Annotated in this window: 25 protein-coding genes; 14 read left to right on the forward strand and 11 right to left on the reverse strand. The window is 42.5% G+C overall.

The window, feature by feature from the left end; genetic code table 11:
* Positions 1-180: 180 nt before the first annotated feature.
* Positions 181-1344: a DcaP family trimeric outer membrane transporter gene (locus N475_RS00660; protein WP_063356626.1), complete on the forward strand. Its 1164-nt coding sequence runs from the start codon at positions 181-183 to the stop codon at positions 1342-1344.
* Between the two features lie 44 nt (positions 1345-1388).
* On the opposite strand, the gene gpsA is transcribed toward N475_RS00660, so the two are convergent.
* The 4 genes from gpsA to N475_RS00680 all read right to left on the reverse strand — a co-directional run bounded on the left by gpsA (position 1389) and on the right by N475_RS00680 (position 3673).
* On the reverse strand, positions 1389-2396 hold the full coding sequence (gpsA, locus tag N475_RS00665) for an NAD(P)H-dependent glycerol-3-phosphate dehydrogenase (protein WP_063356627.1): 1008 nt from the start codon (positions 2394-2396) through the stop codon (positions 1389-1391).
* Positions 2397-2399: 3 nt separating this feature from the next.
* Positions 2400-2882 (reverse strand): protein-export chaperone SecB, encoded by a 483-nt coding sequence (gene secB, locus N475_RS00670; protein WP_063356628.1) that lies wholly within the window; start codon positions 2880-2882, stop codon positions 2400-2402.
* Positions 2883-2971: 89 nt separating this feature from the next.
* Positions 2972-3229, reverse strand: coding sequence for a glutaredoxin 3 (gene grxC / locus N475_RS00675; protein ID WP_063364523.1), 258 nt, complete (start codon positions 3227-3229; stop codon positions 2972-2974).
* Between the two features lie 12 nt (positions 3230-3241).
* Positions 3242-3673: a rhodanese-like domain-containing protein gene (locus tag N475_RS00680; protein ID WP_063356630.1), complete on the reverse strand. Its 432-nt coding sequence runs from the start codon at positions 3671-3673 to the stop codon at positions 3242-3244.
* 282 nt (positions 3674-3955) lie between these two features.
* Between N475_RS00680 and gpmM the strand changes: the two genes are divergently transcribed.
* From gpmM to N475_RS00705, 5 genes are all read left to right on the forward strand, one after another.
* Positions 3956-5500: a 2,3-bisphosphoglycerate-independent phosphoglycerate mutase gene (gene gpmM, locus N475_RS00685; protein ID WP_063364524.1), complete on the forward strand. Its 1545-nt coding sequence runs from the start codon at positions 3956-3958 to the stop codon at positions 5498-5500.
* A gap of 1 nt (position 5501) precedes the next feature.
* On the forward strand, positions 5502-6647 hold the full coding sequence (locus N475_RS00690) for a murein hydrolase activator EnvC family protein (RefSeq protein WP_063356632.1): 1146 nt from the start codon (positions 5502-5504) through the stop codon (positions 6645-6647).
* Positions 6648-6684: 37 nt separating this feature from the next.
* The gene (locus N475_RS00695; protein WP_063364525.1) at positions 6685-7908 is read left to right on the forward strand and encodes a S41 family peptidase; all 1224 of its coding nucleotides are present in this window, start codon (positions 6685-6687) and stop codon (positions 7906-7908) included.
* A 118-nt stretch (positions 7909-8026) separates the two neighbouring features.
* Positions 8027-8788 carry a divergent polysaccharide deacetylase family protein gene (locus N475_RS00700; RefSeq protein WP_063356799.1) on the forward strand — a complete coding sequence of 254 codons (762 nt, stop codon included), beginning with the start codon at positions 8027-8029 and terminating at the stop codon, positions 8786-8788.
* Between the two features lie 96 nt (positions 8789-8884).
* Entirely contained in the window at positions 8885-9304 is a 420-nt protein-coding gene (locus N475_RS00705; protein ID WP_063356634.1) for a CBS domain-containing protein, read from the forward strand.
* Between the two features lie 46 nt (positions 9305-9350).
* On the opposite strand, the gene pepB is transcribed toward N475_RS00705, so the two are convergent.
* Positions 9351-10646 carry an aminopeptidase PepB gene (gene pepB, locus N475_RS00710; RefSeq protein WP_063364526.1) on the reverse strand — a complete coding sequence of 432 codons (1296 nt, stop codon included), beginning with the start codon at positions 10644-10646 and terminating at the stop codon, positions 9351-9353.
* Positions 10647-10728: 82 nt separating this feature from the next.
* Here pepB and sfsA point away from each other — a divergent pair, with 82 nt between their 5' ends.
* The 8 genes from sfsA to N475_RS00750 all read left to right on the forward strand — a co-directional run bounded on the left by sfsA (position 10729) and on the right by N475_RS00750 (position 17331).
* Positions 10729-11439 carry a DNA/RNA nuclease SfsA gene (sfsA, locus tag N475_RS00715; protein ID WP_063364527.1) on the forward strand — a complete coding sequence of 237 codons (711 nt, stop codon included), beginning with the start codon at positions 10729-10731 and terminating at the stop codon, positions 11437-11439.
* Between the two features lie 164 nt (positions 11440-11603).
* Positions 11604-12047: an RNA polymerase-binding protein DksA gene (gene dksA / locus N475_RS00720; protein ID WP_063356637.1), complete on the forward strand. Its 444-nt coding sequence runs from the start codon at positions 11604-11606 to the stop codon at positions 12045-12047.
* A gap of 46 nt (positions 12048-12093) precedes the next feature.
* Complete coding sequence (gluQRS, locus tag N475_RS00725; RefSeq protein ID WP_081215890.1) at positions 12094-13059, forward strand: tRNA glutamyl-Q(34) synthetase GluQRS; 966 nt, start codon at positions 12094-12096, stop codon at positions 13057-13059.
* Between the two features lie 342 nt (positions 13060-13401).
* Positions 13402-14754, forward strand: a complete 1353-nt coding sequence (pcnB, locus tag N475_RS00730; protein ID WP_081215903.1) for a polynucleotide adenylyltransferase PcnB — start codon at positions 13402-13404, stop codon at positions 14752-14754.
* On the forward strand, positions 14751-15254 hold the full coding sequence (gene folK / locus N475_RS00735; protein ID WP_063356638.1) for a 2-amino-4-hydroxy-6-hydroxymethyldihydropteridine diphosphokinase: 504 nt from the start codon (positions 14751-14753) through the stop codon (positions 15252-15254). Before pcnB ends, folK begins: the two co-directional genes overlap by 4 nt.
* 1 nt (position 15255) lies before the next feature.
* Positions 15256-16050: a 3-methyl-2-oxobutanoate hydroxymethyltransferase gene (gene panB, locus N475_RS00740; protein WP_063356639.1), complete on the forward strand. Its 795-nt coding sequence runs from the start codon at positions 15256-15258 to the stop codon at positions 16048-16050.
* A complete protein-coding gene (gene panC, locus N475_RS00745; protein WP_063356640.1) occupies positions 16050-16898 on the forward strand; it encodes a pantoate--beta-alanine ligase in 849 nt (282 codons plus the stop codon). The genes panB and panC overlap by 1 nt, the downstream gene beginning before the upstream one ends.
* Before the next feature lie 196 nt (positions 16899-17094).
* A complete protein-coding gene (locus N475_RS00750; RefSeq protein WP_063356641.1) occupies positions 17095-17331 on the forward strand; it encodes a hypothetical protein in 237 nt (78 codons plus the stop codon).
* Positions 17332-17402: 71 nt separating this feature from the next.
* On the opposite strand, the gene N475_RS00755 is transcribed toward N475_RS00750, so the two are convergent.
* The 6 genes from N475_RS00755 to epd all read right to left on the reverse strand — a co-directional run bounded on the left by N475_RS00755 (position 17403) and on the right by epd (position 24679).
* Positions 17403-18371 carry a PstS family phosphate ABC transporter substrate-binding protein gene (locus N475_RS00755; protein ID WP_063356642.1) on the reverse strand — a complete coding sequence of 323 codons (969 nt, stop codon included), beginning with the start codon at positions 18369-18371 and terminating at the stop codon, positions 17403-17405.
* A gap of 78 nt (positions 18372-18449) precedes the next feature.
* Positions 18450-19778 (reverse strand): phosphate regulon sensor histidine kinase PhoR, encoded by a 1329-nt coding sequence (gene phoR / locus N475_RS00760; protein WP_063356643.1) that lies wholly within the window; start codon positions 19776-19778, stop codon positions 18450-18452.
* A 61-nt stretch (positions 19779-19839) separates the two neighbouring features.
* Positions 19840-20529, reverse strand: coding sequence for a phosphate regulon transcriptional regulator PhoB (gene phoB / locus N475_RS00765; RefSeq protein WP_063356802.1), 690 nt, complete (start codon positions 20527-20529; stop codon positions 19840-19842).
* A gap of 719 nt (positions 20530-21248) precedes the next feature.
* Positions 21249-22313 (reverse strand): class II fructose-bisphosphate aldolase, encoded by a 1065-nt coding sequence (fba, locus tag N475_RS00770; RefSeq protein WP_063356644.1) that lies wholly within the window; start codon positions 22311-22313, stop codon positions 21249-21251.
* 143 nt (positions 22314-22456) lie between these two features.
* Positions 22457-23635: a phosphoglycerate kinase gene (locus N475_RS00775; protein WP_063356645.1), complete on the reverse strand. Its 1179-nt coding sequence runs from the start codon at positions 23633-23635 to the stop codon at positions 22457-22459.
* A gap of 30 nt (positions 23636-23665) precedes the next feature.
* The gene (epd, locus tag N475_RS00780; RefSeq protein ID WP_063356646.1) at positions 23666-24679 is read right to left on the reverse strand and encodes an erythrose-4-phosphate dehydrogenase; all 1014 of its coding nucleotides are present in this window, start codon (positions 24677-24679) and stop codon (positions 23666-23668) included.
* Positions 24680-24836: the final 157 nt, after the last annotated feature.

A 24836-nucleotide genomic window follows, 5' to 3' on the forward strand; every position in this document is an offset into this window, starting at 1 on the left:
GTTCAAAATGAAGTGTAATTATATATTGCCAAAGGCTTTTTTGGCTTATTCACAAACCTATTCAACCTTAGTCTTATAGACCAATGGGTAATTGAGCAATTAACAACCATCATCAAAAGTGGATGATGAAATACTTTCTCTGCAATGCAATTGAACAGGCAGTAATATAGGAACAACATTATGACAACTAAAATTAATATGAAAAAAACTCTTGCTGCTGTTGCAGTGTCTTCATTGCTATCTAGTCATGCACTCGCTGCAAGTATTGGTGATACGGAAGTAAACTATGGCGGCTATATCAAGCTTGATGCAATTTGGAGTGACTTTTCTGATGGCACATTGAGTTCGCAACATATCGGTCGTGATTTTTATGTGCCTGGTACAACACCTGTTACGCCAAGCACTGGAGAAGATGCAGTATTTGATATGCACGCGCGCCAATCAAGGTTTAACTTTGGTACAGCATCAAAGCTAGATGATGGCAGCACCATAAAAACTAAAATTGAATTGGATTTTATTGCGTCTGTTGGAGGTAATGAACGTGTTAGTAATTCATACTCTCCTCGAATTAGACAAGCGTTTGTAACCTACAAAGGCTGGTTATTCGGCCAAGCTTGGTCAAACTTTCAAAATGTCGGTGCACTACCAGAAACGCTCGACTTTGTAGGCCCAGCAGAGGGTACCGTGTTTGTCAGACAAGCCATGGCAAAATACACAGTAGGTAATTGGTCCTTTTCAGCAGAAAACCCTGAAAGCACCGTGACCACAGCTGGTGGTACACGAACTGTTACCGATGACGCTCAAATGCCTGATTTCACAGCAAGGTATAACTACAAAGCAGATTGGGGCCATTTAACTGTTGCAGCACTAGGTAGACAGCTTACCTATAAAATTGGTGCAGCTGACGAGTCAGAAACGTCATTTGGTATCAGTGCTTCTGGTCGTGTGAATTTTGGTAAGAATAACTTAAAGTTTATGGTGACCCATGGACAAGGACTCGGCCGCTACGTCGGCTTAAATGTAGCTAATGGCGCGGTGTACGACGGAAATGAATTACATGCAATAGACTCAACCTCTGGTTTTGTGGCTTACCAACACTATTGGAATGATCAATGGCGTTCGACGTTTTTATATTCATTCTTTAGTGCCGACAACGATACCTCTTTACTAACTGTAACCGGTGATCCTACCGAGTCAACAATGAGCTACAGTGCAAATATTTTGTATTCCCCAGTCAAAAAACTCACCTTCGGTGCAGAGTATAAAATGGCCAACAGAGAAACTCAAAGTGGTGCAGATGGTGATTTAAATAGGCTTCAGCTATCGGTTAAGTACGTATTCTAAAAGATGAAAAAAACCACCTTATTCGAGGTGGTTTTTTATGATGGCTATTCAGATTTTTGCTCTCTACCTAAAAGTGCCATAGCGGCTTCTTTTACGTCTTTATTTTCATAAAGTACTTGGTATATTTGATCTGTTATTGGCATTTCTATACCACTGCGTTTTGCCAATAAGTAAACTTCTTTGGTATTGCGATAGCCTTCAACAACTTGGCCTATGCTGTCCATGGCGCCGTCCACTGTCTGTCCTTTTCCAAGTGCCAAACCAAATCGACGGTTTCTGGACTGGTTGTCAGTACAAGTTAAAATCAGGTCGCCAAGTCCCGCCATACCCATAAAAGTCTCTGTACGAGCACCCAGTGCACAACCCAATCTGCAAAGCTCAGCCAATCCACGGGTAATTAACATCGTGCGTGTATTTGCACCAAAGCCAAAACCATCAGACATACCCGCACCAATTGCAATTACGTTTTTTACCGCTCCACCAAGTTGGATGCCGATAAAGTCATCGTTGCTATATACTCGGAATGAACGACTGCAATGCAAAAGATTGGCAAGCTTGTCTCGCAATGACTCGTCTCTCGCAGACACCGAAATTGCAGTAGGAAGCCCTGCCGCCATTTCCTTTGCAAAAGTTGGCCCTGATAACACGGCTAGTGATACGGACTCACCCAATACTTCTTTCGCTACCTCTTCTAATAAACGACCAGTATTAGGTTCCAGACCCTTTGTTGCCCAAGCCACCTGTGCGCCAGGCTGTAAATAGGTCTTAACTTGATTAAGAGTCTGTGCAAAAGCATGACTAGGCACTACAACCAAGATGATCTGGCTAGCCTTAACGGCACGTTCAAGATCCGCCTCCAGCTCCAATGAGTCTGGAAATGTAATGTCTGGTAAGTAGCGTTGGTTTTGACGCTCATTTGCTAATGTCTGCACATCAGCTTGATTGCGCCCCCATAGAGTAACTCGGTGACCGTTGCGAGCAAAACAAATAGCAAGGGCGGTGCCATAAGACCCCGCCCCTAATACGGTCACAGCAGACTGTGATGTATTCATAGATTATGCGTCAGCTGTTTGCTCTTGCGTTGCACGCTGTTGCATGTATTGTGCAAATAGCGCGTCAAAGTTAACAGGAGCTAAGTTTAGTTGTGGGAAAGTACCACGGTTTACTAGGCTAGCAACTGCTTCACGTGCGTACGGGAATAGAATGTTCGGGCAGAAAGCACCTAGCATGTGAGCAAGTTGAATTTCTTCTAGCTCGCCTACAGAGAAGATACCTGCTTGCTGAATTTCGCATAGGAAAGCAGTCTCTTCACCAATAGTTGCAGTTACTGTTAATGCTAAAACAACTTCAAATACGCCTTCGTCCAACTTCGCTGAACGAGTGTCCATATCTAGCTTAACTTCAGGCGTCCACTCTTTTTGGAAAATTACCGGAGAGTTAGGTGTCTCAAAAGATACATCTTTTACATAAATGCGCTGGATGTTAAATTGTGGGCCTTCTTGTTGTTCTGCTGCCGCGTTTTGATTTTGTTCAGTCATTATTATTCCTATAAGTTTTGTTTAATCAGCATCTGTGACATAAAAAATAAGCACAAATTTAGACGCTGTAAATGCTTAATATTACTTTATTAGTTCAGTAAAGATGCCAGTTTGCCTTGAGCTTCCAGCGCCATAATATCATCACAACCACCAATGTGTTGCCCTTTGATAAAAATTTGAGGCACTGTGTAACCGCCATTCGCTTTTTCGATCATTTCTTCTCGTAGCTCAGGCTTTGCACCAATATCATACTCGGTGTATGTTACGCCTTTGCTGTCTAACAAGGCTTTGGCACGATGACAAAAAGGGCAATAATCTTTTGTATATATAATTATATCATTGCTCATAAACCACTCCGATTACTTTCCGTTAGTCGTTGGTAAACCTGCACTTTGCCATGAACTCATACCACCAGATAGCACATAAACCTGTTCGTAACCCTGCTGATGCATTCTTTCGGCAATATTGTTGGCAGTCATACCTGTATTACACACAAGTATAATGGGCTTAGATTTGTACTTTTCAAGACCACCGAAGTCATTTAGTTTGGCTTTGTCTGCGTTCATCATCTCAGCACCGGCAATACGGCCTGCTGTGAAGTCTTTTTTGCCACGCATGTCCAGTACCTGAGCATCCTCTTTATTGATTAACAAAGTTAGCTGCTGAGGGTTAATTTGGCGAATGGCTGAGAAGCTGCTTTTATACCAGCTATGTACCAGCATAATTGCCAAGACAACCCAGATAATACTCAACACCGGGTGATTTGAAAAAAAAGCTATATATTGTTCCATGGACCTTGCCACTTTTTGGGAGATAAAACTTACAGTGCAGCGAGTATACTTTTTTACGTCTCTTGGTACAAACCCATCTTAGTTTCTGCCACCCAATACTGCTTAATTCAGCTCACTTTGGTGCAGTAAGTTGCCCCTGATTAATTCAATCCTAAAGTATACTCATAGGGTTGTTACTATTGCATTAATCAAAGTTGAACATAAATCACTAGCACAGGGCTGAATATTTACGCAAAACAAGGTATTCTATGCCCATCTATCGTGCATTTTTCAGGAGCCCAAATGACTGCGAAGAAAAAACCACTAGTACTAATGATTTTAGACGGCTGGGGATACAGAGAAGAAACACAGAGTAATGCGGTCCTCGCTGCTAACACACCTGTACTTGATGAGCTTTGGCAAACACAACCTAAAACATTAATTTCAGGTTCTGGTTTAGATGTAGGCTTGCCAGATGGTCAAATGGGAAATTCTGAAGTTGGGCACGTAAACCTTGGTGCAGGCCGCATCGTATATCAAGACTTTACTCGCATCACAAAAGCAATTGATGATGGTGAGTTTGCACACAATCCAACGTTATTAAAGAGCATTGATGACGCTGTTGCACAGGGCAAAGCTGTTCACTTAATGGGTCTACTCAGTCCTGGTGGCGTTCACAGTCATGAAGATCATATCGTTGCATCTATCGAGCTTGCAGCCCAACGCGGTGCAAAAGATATCTTCTTTCATGCTTTTTTAGATGGTCGAGATACTCCTCCTAGAAGCGCACAAGCATCAATTGAACGTATACAATCAGTATTCGCAAAGCTAGGAACTGGCCGTTTAGCAACGCTGGTTGGCCGTTACTATGCAATGGACCGCGATAATCGCTGGGATAGAATTGAACTGGCATACAACCTAATGGTGTGTGGTGAAGCTGAGTATTCTTACACCGATGGTGTCGACGCGCTTCAAGCTGCGTATGCTCGTGATGAGAATGACGAATTTGTTAATGCCTCAACCATAATACCTGAAGGCCAACAAGCTGCGACCATCAATGATGGTGACGCAGTGCTATTCCTAAATTTCCGTGCCGACAGAGCAAGACAAATGACACGTACATTTGTCGATACTGATTTCAGTGGTTTTGATAAAAAGAAATCACCAGCATTGAGCAGCTTTGTCATGATGACAGAGTACGCTGCAGACATTAACGCCCCAATCGCATTTGCACCTGAAAAACTAAATAATGTGCTGGGTGAATGGCTAGCAAAACACAATAAAACACAACTGCGCATTTCTGAAACAGAAAAATACGCACATGTGACATTCTTTTTCAGTGGCGGACGCGAAGACTTATTTGAAGGCGAAAAGCGCGAACTCATTCCATCGCCTCAAGTTGCCACATACGATCTACAACCCGAAATGAATTCTGAGATGCTAACAGACAAGCTTGTAGAAGCGATTCATGGCGGTGAGTTTGATGTCATTATTTGTAACTATCCAAATGGTGATATGGTCGGACATTCAGGTGTTTTCGAAGCGGCAGTTAAAGCCTGTGAAGCTGTTGACCATTGTATTGGTCGAGTGGTTAAAGCTCTTGAAGAGTGTGGTGGTGAAGCGCTTATTACAGCAGATCATGGTAATGCAGAGCAAATGCAAGATCCAAGCACCGGTCAGGCGCACACCGCACATACCAGTGAACCTGTGCCATTTATCTATGTTGGTCGTGATGCAGAGCCTCAAGCAACAAAGACGTTAAGTGATGTTGCACCGACGATGCTTCACTTACTTGGCATGGAACAGCCAGAAGAAATGACTGGTTCACCTATTATGCGCTTAAAATAATATGTTGCGTGAATTCGTTACAGGCCTGACTTTAATTTGTTTGTTGGCTGCGCTACCTAGCGCTGCCAATGAGTCTCAAACCAAGGCTGATCTTGCTGCGGTGCAGGCTGAGCTTAAAAAAAGTCAGGCAGCTTACGATAAACAGAAAAAATCGTTCTCCTCTCTAAAAGAAAGGCTGCAATCTTTTGAATTGGAAATTGCGAAAAGTGCCAAGGCACTCGCCTTCACCAAACAAGGGATCAGCGAAAACAAACAGCAGCAATACACGCTAAAAACTGAAGGCCAACAACTCAACCGTCGCAAAAAAAACTTGCAGAGACTATTGGCTGCTCAGCTAAAAAGTGCCTATGTCACTGGAAGTCATGATTATTCAAAAATGCTGCTCAATCAACAAAAGACATCCGCGTTAGAGCGCACAATTAGTTATTATGATTATTTCAACAAGGCACGAATTAATCAGCTTGAAGACTTAAAAGATATCTTTTTAGAGTTAGAAAAAAACCAACAAGCACTAGAAAAGGTTCAGCAGCAGCTCATTGAATTGCTTGCGCAACAACAAGTCAGACAAAACGAATTACAATTGGCTCAGAAGCAACGTCAAACGCACTTAAACAACCTCAATGATAAGCTGCAGCAAACTCAATCGGCTATCGCATATTTAGAAGAAAACGAAACAACGCTAAAAACAACTTTAGAGGCACTTGCTGAAGTTCAAGCACCAAGTGAAGAGGTTTTCATTGCGCAATTAGACGGGTTGCGCAGGCTAAAAGGCAAACTGGCTTGGCCCCATAAAGGTAGGCTCACAAAACGCTTTGGCCAGCGCAAACATGCTGGTATGAGCTGGAAAGGCGTGATGATCGCAGGTAAAAATGGCGATGAAATCAGCAGTGTCGCACCTGGACATGTCGTTTACGCAGATTGGATGAACGGTTTTGGTTGGGTGATTGTGCTTGATCATGGCGAAGGGTTTATGAGCCTCTACGGCCATGCTCAGACTTTACTCAGAGATGTTGGCGACCATGTTAACCCCGGTGACCCTATTGCATTGGTCGGGCAAAGCGGCGGACAACAAATTCCTGGACTATACTTCGAGATACGGCATAAAGGAAGCGCTGTGAATCCAGTTAAATGGTGCAGATCAAGTTAAATGAATAACCTATGCTGCCCGTCACTAGGAGCAGCATATGAAATATTTCGCCTCTATTTCCCCGCCTTCAAACTATTGCAGCATTGTAGTTGGCACGTTTTTATTGTTATTTGCACTATTTTTTAGCAACCTACAAGCAAAGCAGATCAGTCATGCGCACATGGAAGAGATTCTTTACCACATTCAAACTTATTATGTGGAAGAAGTGCAATTGAATCATATCAAACGCGATAACTTTTATGACTTATTCGAGCAACTCGATCCTTACTCAAAATACTTAAATGAGCATGAGTTAGAAACCCTTTTTAGTGCGACAAATGGGCGCTATACAGGACTTGGTATTGAAGTCGAAGAAATTGAAAACCGGATTGTCATTGTTGATACACTGCCAGGCTCTCCGGCAGAGCAAGCGGGCATTGAAGGCGGAGACAAATTAGTTGCGGTAAATACCCATGATGTCACTGACAAAACCATTTCAGAGGTCTCTAAGCTGCTCAGAGAGGCTAAATTATCAATTATACACATCACCGTAGAGCGCGCAGAAATGCTAGTTACACTTGCATTGAGACGTCAGGAAATAACTTTAGAAAGTGTTACCAGCAAACTACTCAACGGGCATATCGGCTACCTTGCGATTTCATCATTTAATAATCACAGCTATCATGATGTTGCAAGACATATAAATATGCTGTTCGCTCACAGTGGCATTTCATTGAAAGGCCTTGTAATTGACCTTAGAGATAACCCAGGTGGCACGCTAAATAGTGCAGTGGCAATTTCGGATTTGTTTTTACAAAGCGGGGTTATTGTCACTACCAAAGGGCGCTTTTTCGATGCCAATCAAAAGTTTTATGCCGTACAAGGCGATATTTTAAATGGTGCGCCAATACTCGTGCTTATCAACAAACAATCCGCTTCAGCCGCTGAAATCTTGGCCGGTGCTCTTCAAGATAACAAACGCGCATTGATATTAGGCCAAGAGTCGTTTGGTAAGGGGTCAGTGCAATCTTTAATCCCCATAGGCAATGGCACCAGTGCATTAAAACTGACAACAGCGCGCTATTACACACCATCGGGCCAGTCGATTGAGGGAACCGGCATACAGCCAGATATAGAATATAGTAATAACACCCTATCGGTGCTCAATAAAGCAGCTATAATGTCAAACGATGAGGTAAATAGTGACCTCTACACACGACTTTCTAAACACTGGAAAGCGGCTAAAAAGTTGGTAACAAAACAACAACCTGTGATTAATTAATACACATATTGGCGCTTTTATCAGCACAAGAAACATGCTAGGTTAGTTGATAAAAGCGTCGGCTGTTATAGCCAACAAAATATAACTATAAAATAATTAAATAACTGTGATTTACTTTGTGCGCAAAAAAATTATATCTGTAATTTTACTCTATCTGTTGCCAATTGTTTGCTACGCAAAACAAATTGCCATTGTCATAGATGACATTGGCAACCACCAGCGCGACCTCGCGTTTTTATCGCTGCCGGGAGAGTTAACTTACGCGGTATTACCACATACTCCCTTTTCACAACATTTCGCTTATCACGCCGCAAAATTAAACAAAGAAATCATCTTGCATATTCCCATGCAAGCACTTAACGATAAAGCTCTGGGCCCAGGAGGATTGACACTAGAAATGCCAAAGTGGCAACTCCAACGCACGCTAGGTCATGCACTTGCTAGCTTACCTCATGTAAAAGGGGTTAATAATCATATGGGCTCGGCATTAACGCAACACGATGAACCAATGAAATGGACAATGGAAGTACTCAAAAAGCGCTCGCTGTATTTTTTGGATAGCAAAACCACCCCCTATAGCCAAGCCCAAAAAGTGGCTAATTTGTACGGCGTAGACAACATTGCGCGTCATGTATTTTTAGACAATGAACTGCAAACTGAGCAGCTACAAGCACAACTTGCACAGCTCAAGGAGGTAGCACAAGAGCAAGGTTATGCAATAGGCATAGCCCACCCTTACCCAGAAACCCAGCAGTTTTTAATGCAAGCCTTGCAAGATTTATCGGCGGAAGGATTTGAGCTTGTGCCTCTTTCAAAGCTCGTTGAAAATAAATACATACGTCTGGTCGCTCTGCAAAAAAGCAACCAAGCGAAGCATTAATACGGATACATTTCTACTTTATTTATTGATCTAGGCACAGGCAAACTCTCACACTTTCAGTTATACCTAAATAAGGTTAATAAATGAGAAGATATTATGCTGCATACAGTTGAGCAACTGATGACCGCAGATCCACTTGCGGTTAAAGAGTCACACACCCTACACGATGCCCATAACCTTATGCGTGAAAAAAACATTCGCCACATTCCTGTGATTGATGAAGATGGCCAACTGGTAGGTATGCTGACGCAAAAAATCATGATTGCCAAGGTCATGAATATACTTGCAACATATGGCACTTTGGCACTCGAAAGAAAAGAAAAGCAAGAAAAAGTCGCAGACGTTATGACACAAGACTTCGCCAGTGTAACGCCAGATCAAAGCCTCCATGAAGTCGTTAAATTTTTCGTTGAGAATCGCCATGGTTGTATGCCTGTCGTCGATGATAACAACAAGCTTTTAGGTATTTTAACCTCCTCTGACTTCGTCCGTTTGGCAGCAGCTTTGCTCTCTTGACATAAAAAAGCCTCCAAATTGGAGGCTTAAAATTTACTTCTCGTAATTACGCTTTAGCCAAAAGAGTACGCGCGACTGTGCGCATACCTAATGTTGTAGCGCCTGATGCCCACTGTGCACCGGCACTGTTTTGGAAAGACGCAGCAAGGTCAATATGTACCCAGCCTTGACCATCATTTGGCACAAAACGTGACAAGAAACCAGCCGCATTAGAAGCGCCACCGTAACCGCCGCCTTTTTGCGCACGGCTGTTTGCAGTATCAGCATAAGGTGAAGGGCAGTTATGTTGATGCCACTTTTCAAGAGGTAGCGGCCACGCAGCCTCAAACTCTTCACTTGCGAATTGCTGTACTTCACTAACAAGCTCTTTGTCCAAACCGAACAGTGCATTGTATTCTTGGCCAACAGCAACCAATGCTGCGCCAGTTAATGTAGCAGCGTCAATAATGAGCGGCGCGCCCGTTTCACCTGCTGCCATTAAGCCGTCAGCTAATACTAGACGCCCCTCAGCATCCGTATTTACGATTTCAACCGTAGTACCATTTTTATACGTTAAGATATCGCCTAACTTATATGCATGTCCTGAAATTAGGTTTTCAGCACAACACAAGAACAACTTGATACGCTTATCAATTCCACGCTGAATTGCCAATGATAGGCCCGCAGTCACTGTTGCTGCACCACCCATATCACACTTCATGGCCAACATGCCTTCGCTCGGCTTAATCGAATAGCCACCTGAGTCAAAAGTAATGCCTTTACCCACTAAAGCTGCACTGACAGGCGCATCTTCATCGCCAGTTGGATTGAAATCAAGCTCAAGCAGTACTGGAGGCCTTTCACTACCACGGCCAACCTCATGAATACCAATCCATTGATGCTCCAACAGCGCATCACCTTTAATAATTTGGTAACTAACATGCTCTGGAGCCAAAGATTGAATAAATTCAGCGGCTTTTCCTGCTAAACTTTCAGGATAGATGTCTTCAGCAGTGCCGTTGATCATCTGACGAGTCCAAATTGCAGCACGCTGCAATGCGACTAGCTCTTTAATATCTGATTGTTCGTTATCAACAAAAGTGACCGGATCAAGCTGCTTAGGGCTTACAAAGCCTTGGTAAAATGCCCATTGAGATTCAGTGCACCATGCTTCACCATTAAGCTCTACCGCAGGAATGCCTTGCTGTGCTAGGCTACGAGCCGCTCTTTGAATATGCTTTAAGGTTTCTTGCTCGGCTAAATGAATTGTTGCACCCTGTTCGTCAAAAGACAGCGATGCGTTGCTGCCCCAATGTGCAGCTGGAACTTGTTCACTTAGGCGAACAATAAATTTTTCAGACATATAGGTTTTCACTCTTACGCTTGTAGATTATGGTCAGTGTACACCACCATCACAACAGCCCCAAAACGAATGCGATTAAACTATGAAATTTTCATCCGAGCTGAAAAGCGCAATACTGTTAAAACGTTATAAACGATTCTTAGTCGACTTACGTAAAGATAGTGGAGAAGAATTTACTGTGCACTGCGCGAACACTGGAAAAATGACAGGATGTGCTGACTCAGGGTTTAAAGCATATTACTCCACCAGTGATAATGTAAAACGCAAATACCCGCATTCTCTGGAGGTAACTGAGAACGAGCAAGGTCAACTCATCTGTGTCAACACGAATATGGCTAATAAAGTAGCAATTGAGGCAATAGAAAACGGGTTAATACCTGAGTTAGCAGGGTATCAAAAACTTACCAGTGAAGTGAAATATGGGCATGAGAACAGCCGTATCGACATTTTATTGAGCTCACCGGACCAAGTCGACTGCTATGTGGAAGTAAAGTCTGTAACTCTATTAGAAACTAATGGACAAGGCTTTTTTCCTGATGCAGAAACAGTCCGAGGACAAAAACATTTACGAGAGCTAATGCACATAAAACATAGTAATCAACGCGCAGTATTGCTGTTCATCGTGATGCATAATGGGATCGAGAATGTTGCAGCCGCACAACACATTGATAAAAAATATGCGCAGTTATTTGCCGAAGCAAGACTGCAAGGGGTTGAAATTTATGCCTATAAAGCGCAAGTTACACCTCAAGAGGTAAAAGTTATTGAACAACTATCTGTTCTAGACACTTGAAAAAAATAAGTTCACCCTTATATCTCTGCCGTTAAAAACTTCATGCCAACGGCTTGTCAGAGAACAGTAAATGATTAAAAAGTGTTTGCTAAGGGGTGAAGATTTTGCTATTTATAGCCGCCGGCGTTAGCTGGGGTTGTTTATTAAGGATTTAGGAGAATGCTATGCCAGACCAGAAAAAACTAGGGTTATTGGCTCAGGCCGGTTTAGAACCTTACCAAGAAAAGCCGGGCGAAGAATACATGAGTGAGGCGCAGCTAGCTCATTTTAAGAAAATACTAGAAGCATGGCGCAATGATCTTCGTAACGAAGTTGATCGCACCATGAACCACATGCAAGATGAAGCGGCTAATTTCCCTGATCCTGTCGACCGTGCAGCACAAGAAGAAGAGTTCTCTCTTGAACTTCGTACACGTGACCGTGAGCGTAAGCTGATCAAGAAAATAGAAAAAACACTGCAGTTGATTGAAGAAGACGATTTTGGTTTCTGTAACTCTTGTGGCATCGAGATTGGAATTCGTCGTCTAGAGGCAAGACCTACAGCAGACTTGTGTGTTGACTGTAAAACACTTGCTGAAATTAAAGAAAAGCAACAAGGTCGAGGCTAATCCAACGCTAAACAAAATGGTTAGCAAAGGTTAAGTTTCACCAACAATGCAAATTTCACAAGCTATACACCCAGAGCAGAGCGGTCACGCGGCTCTGGGCTTTCCAAATAATGCCTATCGCGGACGTTTCGCTCCCTCCCCTTCAGGACCACTTCACTTTGGCTCATTGGTAGCTGCACTTGCAAGTTATTTAGATGCAAAAGCCCAAAATGGACAATGGCTTGTGAGAATGGAAGACATTGATACACCGCGCGTGGTACCCGGCGCTGCAGACGCAATTCTAACTACGTTGGATGCGTATGGCCTGCATTGGGATGGACCTGTGGTATATCAAAGCCAACGACATGACCTTTACCAAGATGTATTGGCATCACTCATCAGTAGCAATGTTGTGTATGCCTGTACTTGCACAAGAAAGCAGATAAAAGCACGTGGGGGGTACTACGACAATCATTGTCGCGCGGCAAATCATAACTTTGATAACAATGCATTGCGTTTAAAACAAAACTATCCTGTAGTTGAATTTCATGATGGCTTGCAAGGCAAGGTGCAAATCCCAGATACAATCGCTCAGGAAGATTACATCATTAAACGCAGAGATGGTCTTTTTGCCTATCAGTTAGTTGTGGTTGTGGATGATCATGAGCAAGGGATCACCCATGTGGTCCGTGGCGCTGATTTACTAGAACCCACGGCGAGGCAACTCAGCTTATTCAAACAATTAGCCTACCCAACGCCACTGTTTACCCATGTTCCACTGGCTGTGGCGAATCCAGGGTTCAAACTATCAAAGCAAAACCATGCCCCAGCAATAGATAATCAAAACCCGCTTCCTGCATTGATTGCTGCACTAGAATTTTTAGGATTTAACCCACCTAAATTGCAATTTGACACTATAGAGGCATTGCTTAATTGGGCTATTTCAAACTATCAACTTACAAAGCTGCCCAATAACAAGGAGATTCAAGTAATTCAACAAAGTGAAGCACACTACCAATTCATCCCACTTTGAATACCTCGAGTAAATTAGCGCCCTGTTTCCTTATTAAAATTACATAATGCTCAGCCTAATCACGCCAACATATCATTGCTATCTTAAAAATAAACGCAGCTTGTGTTTTGCGAAATCGACCACAGATAACTTGGATGAAAATTTAATCGCTAATTCACGCGGGAAACTTCAATTTAGAAGCGTTTGCGTATATCATAGCGAGCCTTATTAATTCGCCTACACTTTACAAAAATAAAGCGGTAAATGGCGTTCGATAGTTACAATAAATGATGCTACGGATGGGGACTCAGAGTAGTTAGGAGAGTGGTTATTATTTCTAAAATTTTTAAGCTGTGCCGGCAAATTGTTGGGTCAAAGCAAGACAAGGGACCAGTAGAGGCAAAAGCGCAACCTCAAATAATCCCTCGAAGTGAGCATAATATCTCACGTAAACAATTTAGCCCCAATGCAATCAAAGTGCTATATCGACTCAAAGATGGCGGCTATGACGCGTATCTTGTGGGTGGTTGTATTCGGGATATTTTGTTGGGCATTGAACCAAAAGATTTCGACGTTGTAACAAACGCAACGCCTGAAGAAATCAAGCGCCTTTTTAGAAATTGTCGTCTGATTGGACGTCGCTTTAGACTTGCTCATATTGTATTTGGTAGAGAAGTCATTGAAGTTGCGACTATGCGTGGACATCATATCTCTGCAAGTGGTGATGGTGACCCAACCAGCAAAGCAAGTGAACAAGGCCAATTGCTGCGTGACAATGTATACGGCACCATAGAAGAAGATGCACAACGCAGAGACTTTTCAATTAATGCGCTTTATTACTCAGTCAAAGACTTCGGAGTGAGAGACTTTGCCGGTGGTATTGAGGCTATTAAAGCCAGAAGAATTGAATTAATCGGCGATCCAGAAACTCGTTATAGGGAAGACCCTGTACGTATGCTACGCGCAGTGCGCTTTGCAACAAAACTGGATATGGAAATTGCTCCTGCGACATTATCGCCTATTTCAGAGCTTTCTCCTTTGCTTGGTAATATCCCTCCTGCCAGATTATTTGAAGAAACTTTGAAGCTGTTTTTAAATGGTAAAGCTGAAGCAAACTTCCTTATGCTCAGGGAGTTGGGATTATTTAAAGAGTTATTCCCAAGTCTTGAAGAAATTCTAGAGCGAGAAGAGAGCGAGTTTGAGCGCCGCTTTGTACAACAAATGTTTGCCAATACCGATGCACGTATCAATGGGAATAAAAAAGTTACGCCTGCATTTATTTATGCGGCATTGCTGTGGTTCCCATTACGTAGCCGAGCGGCTCATTTGCAACAGCAAGGGATTTCTGAATACGATGCCTTTATGCAAGCAATCAGCCAAGTATTGAGCGAAAATGCGCAACGTGTTGCTGTGCCAAAACGCTTTACTTTAGGTGCCCGTGATATTTGGCATATTCAACAAAGGCTAGACAGACGCAGTGGCCAACGAGCATATCGATTGAGCCTACAACCTAAGTTCAAAGCGTCTTACGATTTCCTATTATTACGTGTTGAAAGTGGAGAGACAGATCAGCAAGCGCTTGCTGATTGGTGGACTGAATACCTTAAGCAAGATGTCTCAGGGCAGAAAGACATGGTTAAAAACCTCGGTCAAAAAGATCGTCCAAAGCGCCGCTATCGTAATAAGCCAAGAAGAAAGCCAAAACAAGATACATGAACACAGTTTACATAGGACTGGGGGCTAATTTGTACGAGCCCCTAGCACAGTTAAATAAAGCGGTTGAAGCACTACGTAACCACTCTGATATAAAAGACATGGTTGTGTCTAGTTTTTATGGTTCCAAACCAATGGGGCCTCAAGATCAGCCTGATTATGTTAATGCCGTCGCTAGATTCTCAACCACATTAGAACCAGAACATTTGCTTGACCAACTTCAAATGATTGAACAGCAGCAGGGTCGAGTAAGAAAAGAACAAAGGTGGGGTCCACGTACATTAGACTTGGACATTTTATTGTTCAACAACACAACAATTGATACTCCCAGATTAACAGTTCCTCATTATGGCCTGTGTGAGAGAGAGTTTGTTGTATTTCCAATGCTAGAACTTGACCCTCTATTGTACCTACCGTGCGGTACTGCACTCAAAGATATCGCAGCTACCCTACCACGTAATGGTTTAACAACGCTGCCTATGACCCATAATAAGGAGACATAAAATGGCAAAAGTTTCAGTTTCAACCCTAGCAAAGAAAAAGCAACAAGGCGAAAAGATCACCGCCTTAACTGCATATGATGCAAGTTTTGCTAAACTTTTTCATGAAAATGGCGTTGATGTTGTACTGGTAGGTGATTCCCTTGGCATGGTCTTACAAGGCGGTGAAGATACACTTGCCGTTACCACCGCAGATATCGCTTATCACACTCGCAGTGTGCGAGCTGGTAGCAAAGAGCTGTTTGTGATTGCGGATATGCCTTTCATGAGCTATTCAAACCCTGCACAAGCTTGCGAAAATGCAGCAACACTGATGCGCAATGGCGCGAATATGGTTAAGTTAGAGGGTGGTACTTGGCTTACTGAGTCAATCCAGCTATTAAACCAGCAAGGTATTCCGGTATGTGGTCATTTAGGCCTCACACCTCAGTCTGTTCATGTTTTTGGCGGTTTCAAAATCCAAGGACGTGAAGAGCAACAAGCACAACAAATGATTGCAGATGCGCAGGCTTTAGAAGCAGCTGGTGCACAAATGTTGGTCATTGAGTGTGTACCTTCAAGTTTGGCAAAGCGCATCTCTGAGGCTGTTCATATTCCGGTAATTGGTATTGGCGCGGGTAAAGAAGTTGATGGCCAAATCCTCGTCATGCATGATTTAGTGGGTATTTCTGCAGGTTATATTCCGAAGTTTTCGAAGAACTTCTTAGCAGAAACAGGCAATATGCAAGATGCAGTGAAAAAGTTTTGTGATGATGTTAAATCAGGCGCATTCCCTGGCAGTGAACACGAGTTTAACTAATGCAATCAATTACTGAAATAAAGTCTCTACGTAGCCAAATTAAAGCATGGCGCCAACAAGGTAAAAGCATCGCGTTTGTGCCAACAATGGGCAATCTGCATCAGGGGCATTTCTCTTTGGTAGAAAAGGCCAAAACGCTTGCCGATAAAGTAGTGGTAAGTATATTTGTTAACCCAATGCAGTTTGGTCAAAATGAAGATCTTGATAACTACCCGAGAACCTTATCTCAAGACAAACAAGGTTTAGCTGAGCTTGAAACGGATATCGTCTTTACACCTAGCGTAGACACTATTTATCCAAATGGACTCGATACACAGAGCTTTGTGGATGTTCCTGGCGTGTCTGAGGGTTATTGTGGCGGTAGCCGTGCTGGTCACTTTAGAGGCGTAGCAACTGTTGTTACCAAGCTATTTAATCTTGTTCAGCCCGATTTCGCGTGTTTTGGTGAGAAGGACTATCAGCAGCTTCAAGTCATTAAAACTATGGTACATGATCTTTCAATGCCGATTGAAATCATTGGTGTACCGACACAACGCGAAGTGTCTGGTTTAGCCATGAGCTCCAGAAACGGCTATTTATCAGAGCAACAAAAAGACGTTGCTAAAGTACTGTATAAAGTATTGAATGATGCTGCTAACGAACTGAAAAGTGGCGAGCGTAATTTCAGTCAGATAGAACTGGATGCTAAATCACAACTAGAAAACGCAGGGCTTAAACCTGATTACTTCTCTATTGCACATCGTAATACTCTTAAACCTGCTATTACCGAAGATGATGAATTTGTCATCTTAGCAGCAGCCTTTTTAGGCAGTGTTAGGCTTATTGATAACATCCAAGTAACTCAATAAGCAGCTGCCACTAAAGCTGTGATTAAGCGCCTTTTTAGGCGCTTTTTTATATCCTTCCGGTACTTAACGCCACTGAAATTATTCTAGTTTTATACTCTGAGGTGCGCTTGTAAATATAAAGTGTGCTAAATTAAACAAAGTATTAAAAATAAACTTTAATAAAACTCTCTGAAATCACGCCAAAATAGGAACTACTATGAGAATTGCGCTTCCGTTTATATTCATTACGCTTGCAGCCTGTAGCAATCAAAATAATTCTCCTGAGCTGAATCAGTGTGCCCAACAAAATTATCAATGTGAGCAAAATTGCAGTCTAAGTTCAACAGAACAAACAATGACGAGGCAAATATGCAGTGGTGAGTGTGTAGAGAAGTATAATAGTTGCAAAGCACAAGCTGAAGAGCTATCAAAAATTAGAACTGGCCAATATTAAAATAGCCGTTTTTGAAATTAGCAGACACAAAAAAGCCGCTCAATTGAGCGGCTTTTTAAGCATAATGAGTTTTATAGAAGACCTAACTTCTTAAGCTCACGGCTTGCCATCTTGTTTGTCAGTGGCACATAACCGTCTTTTTCTACAATCTTCTGGCCTTCTTTAGAAAGAACCATCTTTAAAAATTCAGCTTCGATTGGTGAAAGCGGCTTATTCGGGTGCTTATTCACATAAACATATAAGAAACGAGAAAGCGGATATTTACCAGTTGCAACATTGTTTAAAGTTGCATCAACAAAGTTGTCGCCTTTTTTCGCAAGCGGTACAGTACGTACACCAGAAGTCTTATAACCGATACCCGAGTAACCAATCGCATTCACTGAAGAAGAGATTGACTGTACAACTGACGCTGAACCAGGTTGCTCGTTTACGTTATTTCTGAAGTCACCTTTACAAAGTGCTTTTTTCTTAAAGTAACCGTAAGTACCTGATACTGAGTTACGTCCATAAAGCTGAATGTCTTTCGCGGCCCAGTTACCATTTAGACCAACATCGCTCCAACGGTTAACTTGTTTGTCGCCACCACATTTACGAGTAGAAGAGAAAATTGAGTCAACTTGGTCGATACGAAGACCTTTGATTGGGTTATCTTTATGTACAAATACTGCTAGTGCATCGATAGCTACACGCACTTCAGTAGGCTTGTAACCGTAACGCTTTTCAAACGCTTCGATTTCTTTTGACTTCATCTTACGGCTCATTGGACCGAAGTTTGCTGTGGCTTCGGTAAGAGCTGGAGGCGCAGTTGAAGAACCCGCTGCTTGAATTTGAATATTTACGTTAGGGTAAATACGCTTATATTCTTCAGCCCAAAACGTCATCATGTTTGCTAACGTGTCAGAACCCACAGATGAAAAGTTACCCGAGATTCCGCTGGTTTTGTTGTACTCAGGTAAGTTTTTATCAAGTGCAGAAACTTGTGTAGATACCAATGTTGTTACAGCCACACCCATTGCGGCAACTAAGCTTTTAAATTTCATTGGGGTCACTCCGATTGTTCGTCCCATTTGTTTAACTGGTGCTCATTGTGCGCTCAGTTAATTACAATAAAATTACTCTTAAATGACACTTTTATGACTTTCAGTGGATGTCATAAAAATGCGCTTTTCTTTTGGGAAAGAGAACGAAAAACACGACCCCTCTCCTAGCGTACTCTGTATTTCTAAGTGAGAGTCATGTCGACTCAGCACATGCTTAGTGATAGCCAGTCCAAGTCCAGAGCCACCGGTTTTACGGCTACGAGCTTTGTCTACTCGATAAAAGCGTTCCGTTAAACGGTTGATGTGCTCAGATGCAATACCATCGCCGTTGTCCGTTACAGAGAATGCAGGGCTTTCACCATCTAAATACCACTTAACCACTATTTTCCCATTGGGTTTGGTATAGTGAATGGCATTAAACACTAAGTTAGAAAACGCACTTCGCAACTCATCAATACACCCTTTGATATCTAGGGTCTCATCAACCTCAAAAGTAATCTCATGATGCTTATCTTGGTTTAGAGACATTCCTTCAGTGTGAATAAGTTTCAGCATATTAGGCACGTTTACTGCCTTGTCATCAGTCTGATCCCTATCACCCTCGATACGTGATAAAGATAGCAGCTGATTAACGAGGCTATCCATACGCTTACATTGTTCTATCATCGTATTGTGTGCTTTTTGCCACATTGCAGGTGGTGGCATCTGATCGCCTTCCATCATCTCCAAATAACCAGTTACAACCGTCAATGGCGTACGTAGCTCATGGGAAACATTGGCCACAAAGTCTTTACGCATCTGTTCCAGCTTTTTCAGCCTAGAAATGTCTCGCACTACCATCATTAGCTGCTCAGCATATGGCATCACACGAAATTCCAGTACACGCTCTCCATTATGGCCACTTTCTAATTCCAGTGGATCCGTAAAATCATGTTCCTGCATGTACTTCACAAATTTTGGATCACGGATCAAGTTGTCAAGGCGCTGGCCATGATCCGTCGGCCATTGTAATCCCAAGATCTTAAGTGCCAATTGGTTGCACCAAATAATACTCAGATCTTGCTGCATCACGATCACAGCATCAGGCACGGCTTCTGCGCCTTCACGAAAACGTCTGATTAATGCAGCCAATTCATTGCGTTTCTTGCGGTTGCGATGTTGTAGGTGATAGATCCCCTCAAAAATCTGCTCCCAAGCACCAGATCCTTCGGGTGGGTTGAAGCTGCGCTGATTGATCAGCCAGTCACTCAATTTATAGAGTTGTTTAAAATGCCAAAAAAGCAGAACTGATGCACCTAAAAACAACAGCACAAAAGGTGCCCCCAATAAAATCCCAATAAGGGTTAAGGGCAAAAAATACAAAAACAGGCGCTTTAATAACGCCTGTTTATCAATCACTCTATACATATAAAATGATCCTAAAATTTAAGCGCTAGGATAACGCTACCACAGCGCGTACATTATTGCTTTATACCTTACTTGAAAAACGATAACCAGCACCACGTACAGTTTGTACGAGTCGGTCATGGCCCAACGGCGCAATCGCTTTTCTTAAACGTCTAATATGTACGTCTACCGTACGATCTTCAACATATACGTTGGTGCCCCAAACATGGTCTAGTAGCTGTTCACGGCTATAAACACGCTCAGGATGCGTCATGAAGAAGTGTAGGAGCCTAAACTCAGTAGGACCCATCTCTAATTCGTTACCAGCAGAAGTTACGCGGTGTGAAATAGGATCAAGTCTTAAGCCATGAACTTCAATTGCTTCTTCCAACGAAGTTGGAGAAACACGGCGCATCACAGCTTTGATACGAGCCATTAACTCTTTAGGTGAAAAAGGTTTGGTCACATAGTCATCTGCGCCTACTTCTAATCCTTTAACCTTGTCTTCCTCTTCACCACGTGCTGTTAACATGATGATTGGAATTTGACGTGTATATTCGCTCTGCTTGAACTTTTTCGCAATTTGGATACCGCTACCTCCTGGTAACATCCAATCCAGTAGTACCATATCTGGGTATGGCTCTACCATGGCCGCAATTGCCGAATCATAGTCTTCAGCTTCAACTGCTTGAAAGCCATTTTGTTCCAACACAAACACCAGCATCTCTCTGATCGGTGCTTCGTCATCAACTACTAGTACTCTACGTGACATTCCCATTTATCTCTTACGTTACCGAAGTCGGTTTCATTATTATGACTAAGTATGACAGTTTTATGAAAGTTTACCTGATAAATAACAGGTAAATTCATTTCTCTAGAACATAATTTCAATGAGTTAGATATAATTTGTCCCTAAATTATCTTCAAATTGATGCAATTAGCTTCGAATACCTTAGTATTCAAAATAACATTTATGAGACAAAAAATTTCTCAAATTTATGGGATCAGTATTTTTCTAACTTTGATTGTGAGGGATCAAAATCTTACCTAGTGGATCTCTTTGGGATCACATTTTTACTGACTCAATGGAAAACTCTGCAAAATAAAAGTAGCTAAGTCATTGATATTTTTATCGAGGAAATGACCTATCAGCTTTTAGTACCCTACCATGTTCGATAATTGGCGGCGATCAGTTGGTATAAATCAGATCCTTTAAAACTGATGTTGGTAAAAATATGATCCTTGGCTCTCAAGTAAGTATAACTCTGATCTGAACACCACTGAGTTAGTAAGATCTCGATCTCTTAACCTTGTCTTAGTTAAATAATGATCCCGATAAACTGGCTACCTGATCGCCCAAAACTCATCTGGGTTAGACGCTAAATATACATATTAACCCACTGAGTACAACGTCATTAGACGCGTAAACAATCGACACAAAAAAGCCCCAACAAAGGGGCTTTTAAATATCAATATGCTCTCAAAAGTATATTACTTTACTTTTGGCGCTAGCTCACCTGAAAGGTACTTCAAGTGCATGTCGTCTAAAGAGATTGCCTTGATGTTTGATGCTTGACCAGCAGTACCAAACGCTTCATAACGCGCGATACAAATCTCTGTCATTGCTTTTGTCGCTTCAGCTAAATATTTACGAGGGTCAAAATTAGCAGGGTTGTGAGCAAGGTGACGACGAATTGCACCAGTTGCCGCTAAACGCAGATCCGTGTCGATATTAACTTTACGCACACCGTGCTTAATACCTTCTACGATCTGTTCAACAGGTACACCATAAGTTTCTGGGATCTCACCACCAAACTCATTGATCACTGCTAGCCACTCCTGAGGAACAGATGAAGATCCGTGCATTACTAGGTGCGTATCAGGAATACGGGCATGAATTTCTTTGATGCGATCAATAGCTAAGATATCGCCTGTTGGTGGACGAGTGAATTTGTATGCACCGTGAGAAGTACCACATGCAATAGCAAGGGCATCTACACCTGTTTTCTTAACAAAGTCAGCCGCTTCTTCTGGATCTGTCAGTAGCTGGTCTTGAGTCAATTTACCCACAGCACCGATGCCATCTTCCTCACCTGCTTCACCAGTTTCCAATGAACCTAAAACGCCTAGCTCACCTTCTACAGATACACCACAAGCATGGGCCATTTCAACTGTGCGACGTGTCACATCAACATTGTACTCATAAGTTGAAGGTGTTTTACCGTCGTCAAGCAATGAACCATCCATCATTACTGATGAAAAGCCAAGTTGAATTGAACGCTGACATACCGCTGGTGACGTACCATGATCTTGGTGCATTACCACAGGAATATGAGGCCATTCTTCAACTGCTGCAAGGATCATATGGCGAATAAATGGCGCGCCCGCATAGCTTCGAGCCCCTGCAGAGCCTTGCACGATCACTGGGCTGTTTGTTCTATCAGCCGCTTCCATGATTGCACGCATTTGCTCTTGGTTATTCACGTTAAAGGCAGGAACGCCGTATCCATTCTCAGCCGCATGATCGAGAAGTTGACGCATACTGATTAAAGCCATATTGCTTTTCTCCAATTTTTGATGGTTTTTCACCATCTATTTGAACGGGATAGATATTTTTGGTTGTTACCAACCACCATTTATTGAACAAAGAGTGAGAGAGTGCTCAATAAATAGTTTGAGGCGCAAGCGCCTCATTTAAATTATGCTTTTGCTCTTTGCTCTAGCATTTCAACTGCTGGTAATTTTTTACCTTCTAAGAACTCTAAGAACGCACCACCACCAGTTGAAATATATGAAATTTCATCACCAACACCATACTTGTCTATGGCTGCAAGTGTGTCACCGCCACCTGCAATTGAAAACGCTTTTGATTTTGCAATTGCGTGCGCGATGGCTTCAGTACCATTACCAAATTGGTCAAATTCAAATACGCCAACAGGACCATTCCATACAACAGTACCTGCTTGCTCGATGATTTTAGCCAATTCATTTGCCGTATTCGGACCAATGTCAAAAATCATATCGTCACTGTGCACTTCAGACACATCTTTGATGACTGCAACCGCTGTTTCTGAAAACTCTTTGCCAACTACGACATCTGTTGGTACAGGAATATCACCATTGTTGGCTTGAGCAGCAGTGCTAAGCTTTTGTGCTTCAGGGATCAACTCTTCTTCATACAGAGACTTGCCAACTGGACTGCCTGATGCTGCAATGAATGTGTTGGCAATACCACCACCAGTTACTAGCTGATCAACAACCGTAGACAATGAGTCCAATACCGTCAGTTTAGTTGACACTTTCGAGCCACCTACAATTGCCACAAGTGGACGTGCTGGATTGTCTAATGCTTTACCGAGTGCATCTAATTCTGCTGCCAGAAGAGGACCTGCACATGCCACTTCTGCAAATAAGCCAACACCATGTGTCGAAGCTTGTGCACGGTGCGCTGTACCAAAGGCATCCATGACATATACATCACATAACGCAGCAAGCTGCTTAGATAATGCCTCGTCGTTTTTCTTCTCACCTTTATTAAAGCGCACATTTTCAAAAACAACCACTTCGCCGTCAGCAACTTCTACTCCATCAAGGTAGTCAGTTACCAAGCGCACGCTTTGGTCAAGAGCTTCATTGAGGTAGTCTACAACGGGCTGAAGTGAATACTGAGCATCGTATTCCCCTTCCGTTGGGCGACCAAGGTGAGACATAACCATTACTTTCGCGCCTTTTTCAAGTGCTAACTTAATGGTTGGCAACGATGCTTTAATACGTGCGTCAGACGTTACTTTGCCGTCTTTTACTGGCACGTTTAAATCTTCACGAATAAGCACGCGTTTGCCGTTTAAATCTAAATCCGCCATCTTGATGACTGACATGGACATCTCCTTAAAAGAACGATACTAAAATTATTTGGCTTTCATCATTGCCATTGCGGTGTCGAGCATACGGTTTGCAAAACCCCACTCGTTATCACACCAAACTAAAACTTTCACTAAACGTTTGTGGCTAACTCTAGTCTGTGTTCCATCAATAATACTTGAATGAGGATCGTGGTTAAAATCTACAGAGACTAGAGGTTCTTCAGTGTAATCTAAAATCCCTTGAAGCCTGCCCGAAGCAGCCTTTTCTAATACCTGATTGACTTGATCTAAAGTCACATCAGAATCAAGAGATACACTCAAATCCATGGCCGTTACATTAATTGTTGGTACTCGGACGGCAATCGCTTCGAAGCGACCATGAAATTTAGGTAAAATTCGCTCTATACCACGAGCCAACTTTGTATCAACCGGGATAATTGATTGGCTAGCTGCGCGGGTGCGTCGTAAGTCTTTGTGATAGGCATCTATCACCTGTTGGTCATGCATAGAGGCATGGATCGTAGTGATTGCCCCAGACTCTATCCCAAAAGCATCATCCAGTACTTTTATGACAGGAACAATACAGTTTGTTGTACAAGAGCCGTTTGACACAACACTATGATGGGACTTTAAATTATCTTCATTGATACCATAGACAATGGTTTCATCGACGTCAGCGTCAGCAGGGTGAGAAAACAGCACTTTTTTTGCGCCAGCAGTAATATGTGCCGCAGCATGTTGGCGAGAGTGGTAAATACCAGTACATTCAAGTACGACATCAACATCTAGTGCGTGCCATGGTAAATGACTTGGGTCTGGCTCATTGAAAATCTGAATTTGTTGACCAGCAACTTCTAAATAAGGTTTGTTAAGGGCAACAGGAAAGGCAAAACGCCCATGAGAGGTATCATATTTCATCAAATGTGCGATCCCCTCAGGATCGGCTAGCTCATTAATAGCTACGATTTGAATTTCATTGTGACGCCCTGATTCATAAAGGGCTCGGACAATATTGCGACCTATGCGACCAAAACCATTGATTGCCAGTTTGATTGTCATTAATTAGAAGACCCATTTCTACATGCAAAAAGGAGTTATTGACGCTCCCCTATAAAGATGGCGCTATTGTAATCGACCTTGAACAAATGTGTAAGGGATATGCAAAAATTTTTCTGTGTAATACGGTGAGACGCCATAAAACTCACATCAGTGACGT

The sequence above is a fragment of the Pseudoalteromonas luteoviolacea DSM 6061 genome (assembly GCF_001625655.1).
In the GTDB taxonomy this organism is placed as follows: Bacteria; Pseudomonadota; Gammaproteobacteria; order Enterobacterales; family Alteromonadaceae; genus Pseudoalteromonas; species Pseudoalteromonas luteoviolacea.

Coding starts and splice junctions, on each gene's coding strand:
- N475_RS00660 (WP_063356626.1), top strand. CDS start 181: ATGACAACTAAAATTAATATGAAAAAAACTCTTGCTGCTGTTGCAGTG.
- gpsA (WP_063356627.1), bottom strand. CDS start 2,396: ATGAATACATCACAGTCTGCTGTGACCGTATTAGGGGCGGGGTCTTAT.
- secB (WP_063356628.1), bottom strand. CDS start 2,882: ATGACTGAACAAAATCAAAACGCGGCAGCAGAACAACAAGAAGGCCCA.
- grxC (WP_063364523.1), bottom strand. CDS start 3,229: ATGAGCAATGATATAATTATATATACAAAAGATTATTGCCCTTTTTGT.
- N475_RS00680 (WP_063356630.1), bottom strand. CDS start 3,673: ATGGAACAATATATAGCTTTTTTTTCAAATCACCCGGTGTTGAGTATT.
- gpmM (WP_063364524.1), top strand. CDS start 3,956: ATGACTGCGAAGAAAAAACCACTAGTACTAATGATTTTAGACGGCTGG.
- N475_RS00690 (WP_063356632.1), top strand. CDS start 5,502: ATGTTGCGTGAATTCGTTACAGGCCTGACTTTAATTTGTTTGTTGGCT.
- N475_RS00695 (WP_063364525.1), top strand. CDS start 6,685: ATGAAATATTTCGCCTCTATTTCCCCGCCTTCAAACTATTGCAGCATT.
- N475_RS00705 (WP_063356634.1), top strand. CDS start 8,885: ATGCTGCATACAGTTGAGCAACTGATGACCGCAGATCCACTTGCGGTT.
- pepB (WP_063364526.1), bottom strand. CDS start 10,646: ATGTCTGAAAAATTTATTGTTCGCCTAAGTGAACAAGTTCCAGCTGCA.
- sfsA (WP_063364527.1), top strand. CDS start 10,729: ATGAAATTTTCATCCGAGCTGAAAAGCGCAATACTGTTAAAACGTTAT.
- dksA (WP_063356637.1), top strand. CDS start 11,604: ATGCCAGACCAGAAAAAACTAGGGTTATTGGCTCAGGCCGGTTTAGAA.
- gluQRS (WP_081215890.1), top strand. CDS start 12,094: ATGCAAATTTCACAAGCTATACACCCAGAGCAGAGCGGTCACGCGGCT.
- folK (WP_063356638.1), top strand. CDS start 14,751: ATGAACACAGTTTACATAGGACTGGGGGCTAATTTGTACGAGCCCCTA.
- panB (WP_063356639.1), top strand. CDS start 15,256: ATGGCAAAAGTTTCAGTTTCAACCCTAGCAAAGAAAAAGCAACAAGGC.
- panC (WP_063356640.1), top strand. CDS start 16,050: ATGCAATCAATTACTGAAATAAAGTCTCTACGTAGCCAAATTAAAGCA.
- N475_RS00750 (WP_063356641.1), top strand. CDS start 17,095: ATGAGAATTGCGCTTCCGTTTATATTCATTACGCTTGCAGCCTGTAGC.
- N475_RS00755 (WP_063356642.1), bottom strand. CDS start 18,371: ATGAAATTTAAAAGCTTAGTTGCCGCAATGGGTGTGGCTGTAACAACA.
- phoR (WP_063356643.1), bottom strand. CDS start 19,778: ATGTATAGAGTGATTGATAAACAGGCGTTATTAAAGCGCCTGTTTTTG.
- phoB (WP_063356802.1), bottom strand. CDS start 20,529: ATGTCACGTAGAGTACTAGTAGTTGATGACGAAGCACCGATCAGAGAG.
- fba (WP_063356644.1), bottom strand. CDS start 22,313: ATGGCTTTAATCAGTATGCGTCAACTTCTCGATCATGCGGCTGAGAAT.
- N475_RS00775 (WP_063356645.1), bottom strand. CDS start 23,635: ATGTCAGTCATCAAGATGGCGGATTTAGATTTAAACGGCAAACGCGTG.
- epd (WP_063356646.1), bottom strand. CDS start 24,679: ATGACAATCAAACTGGCAATCAATGGTTTTGGTCGCATAGGTCGCAAT.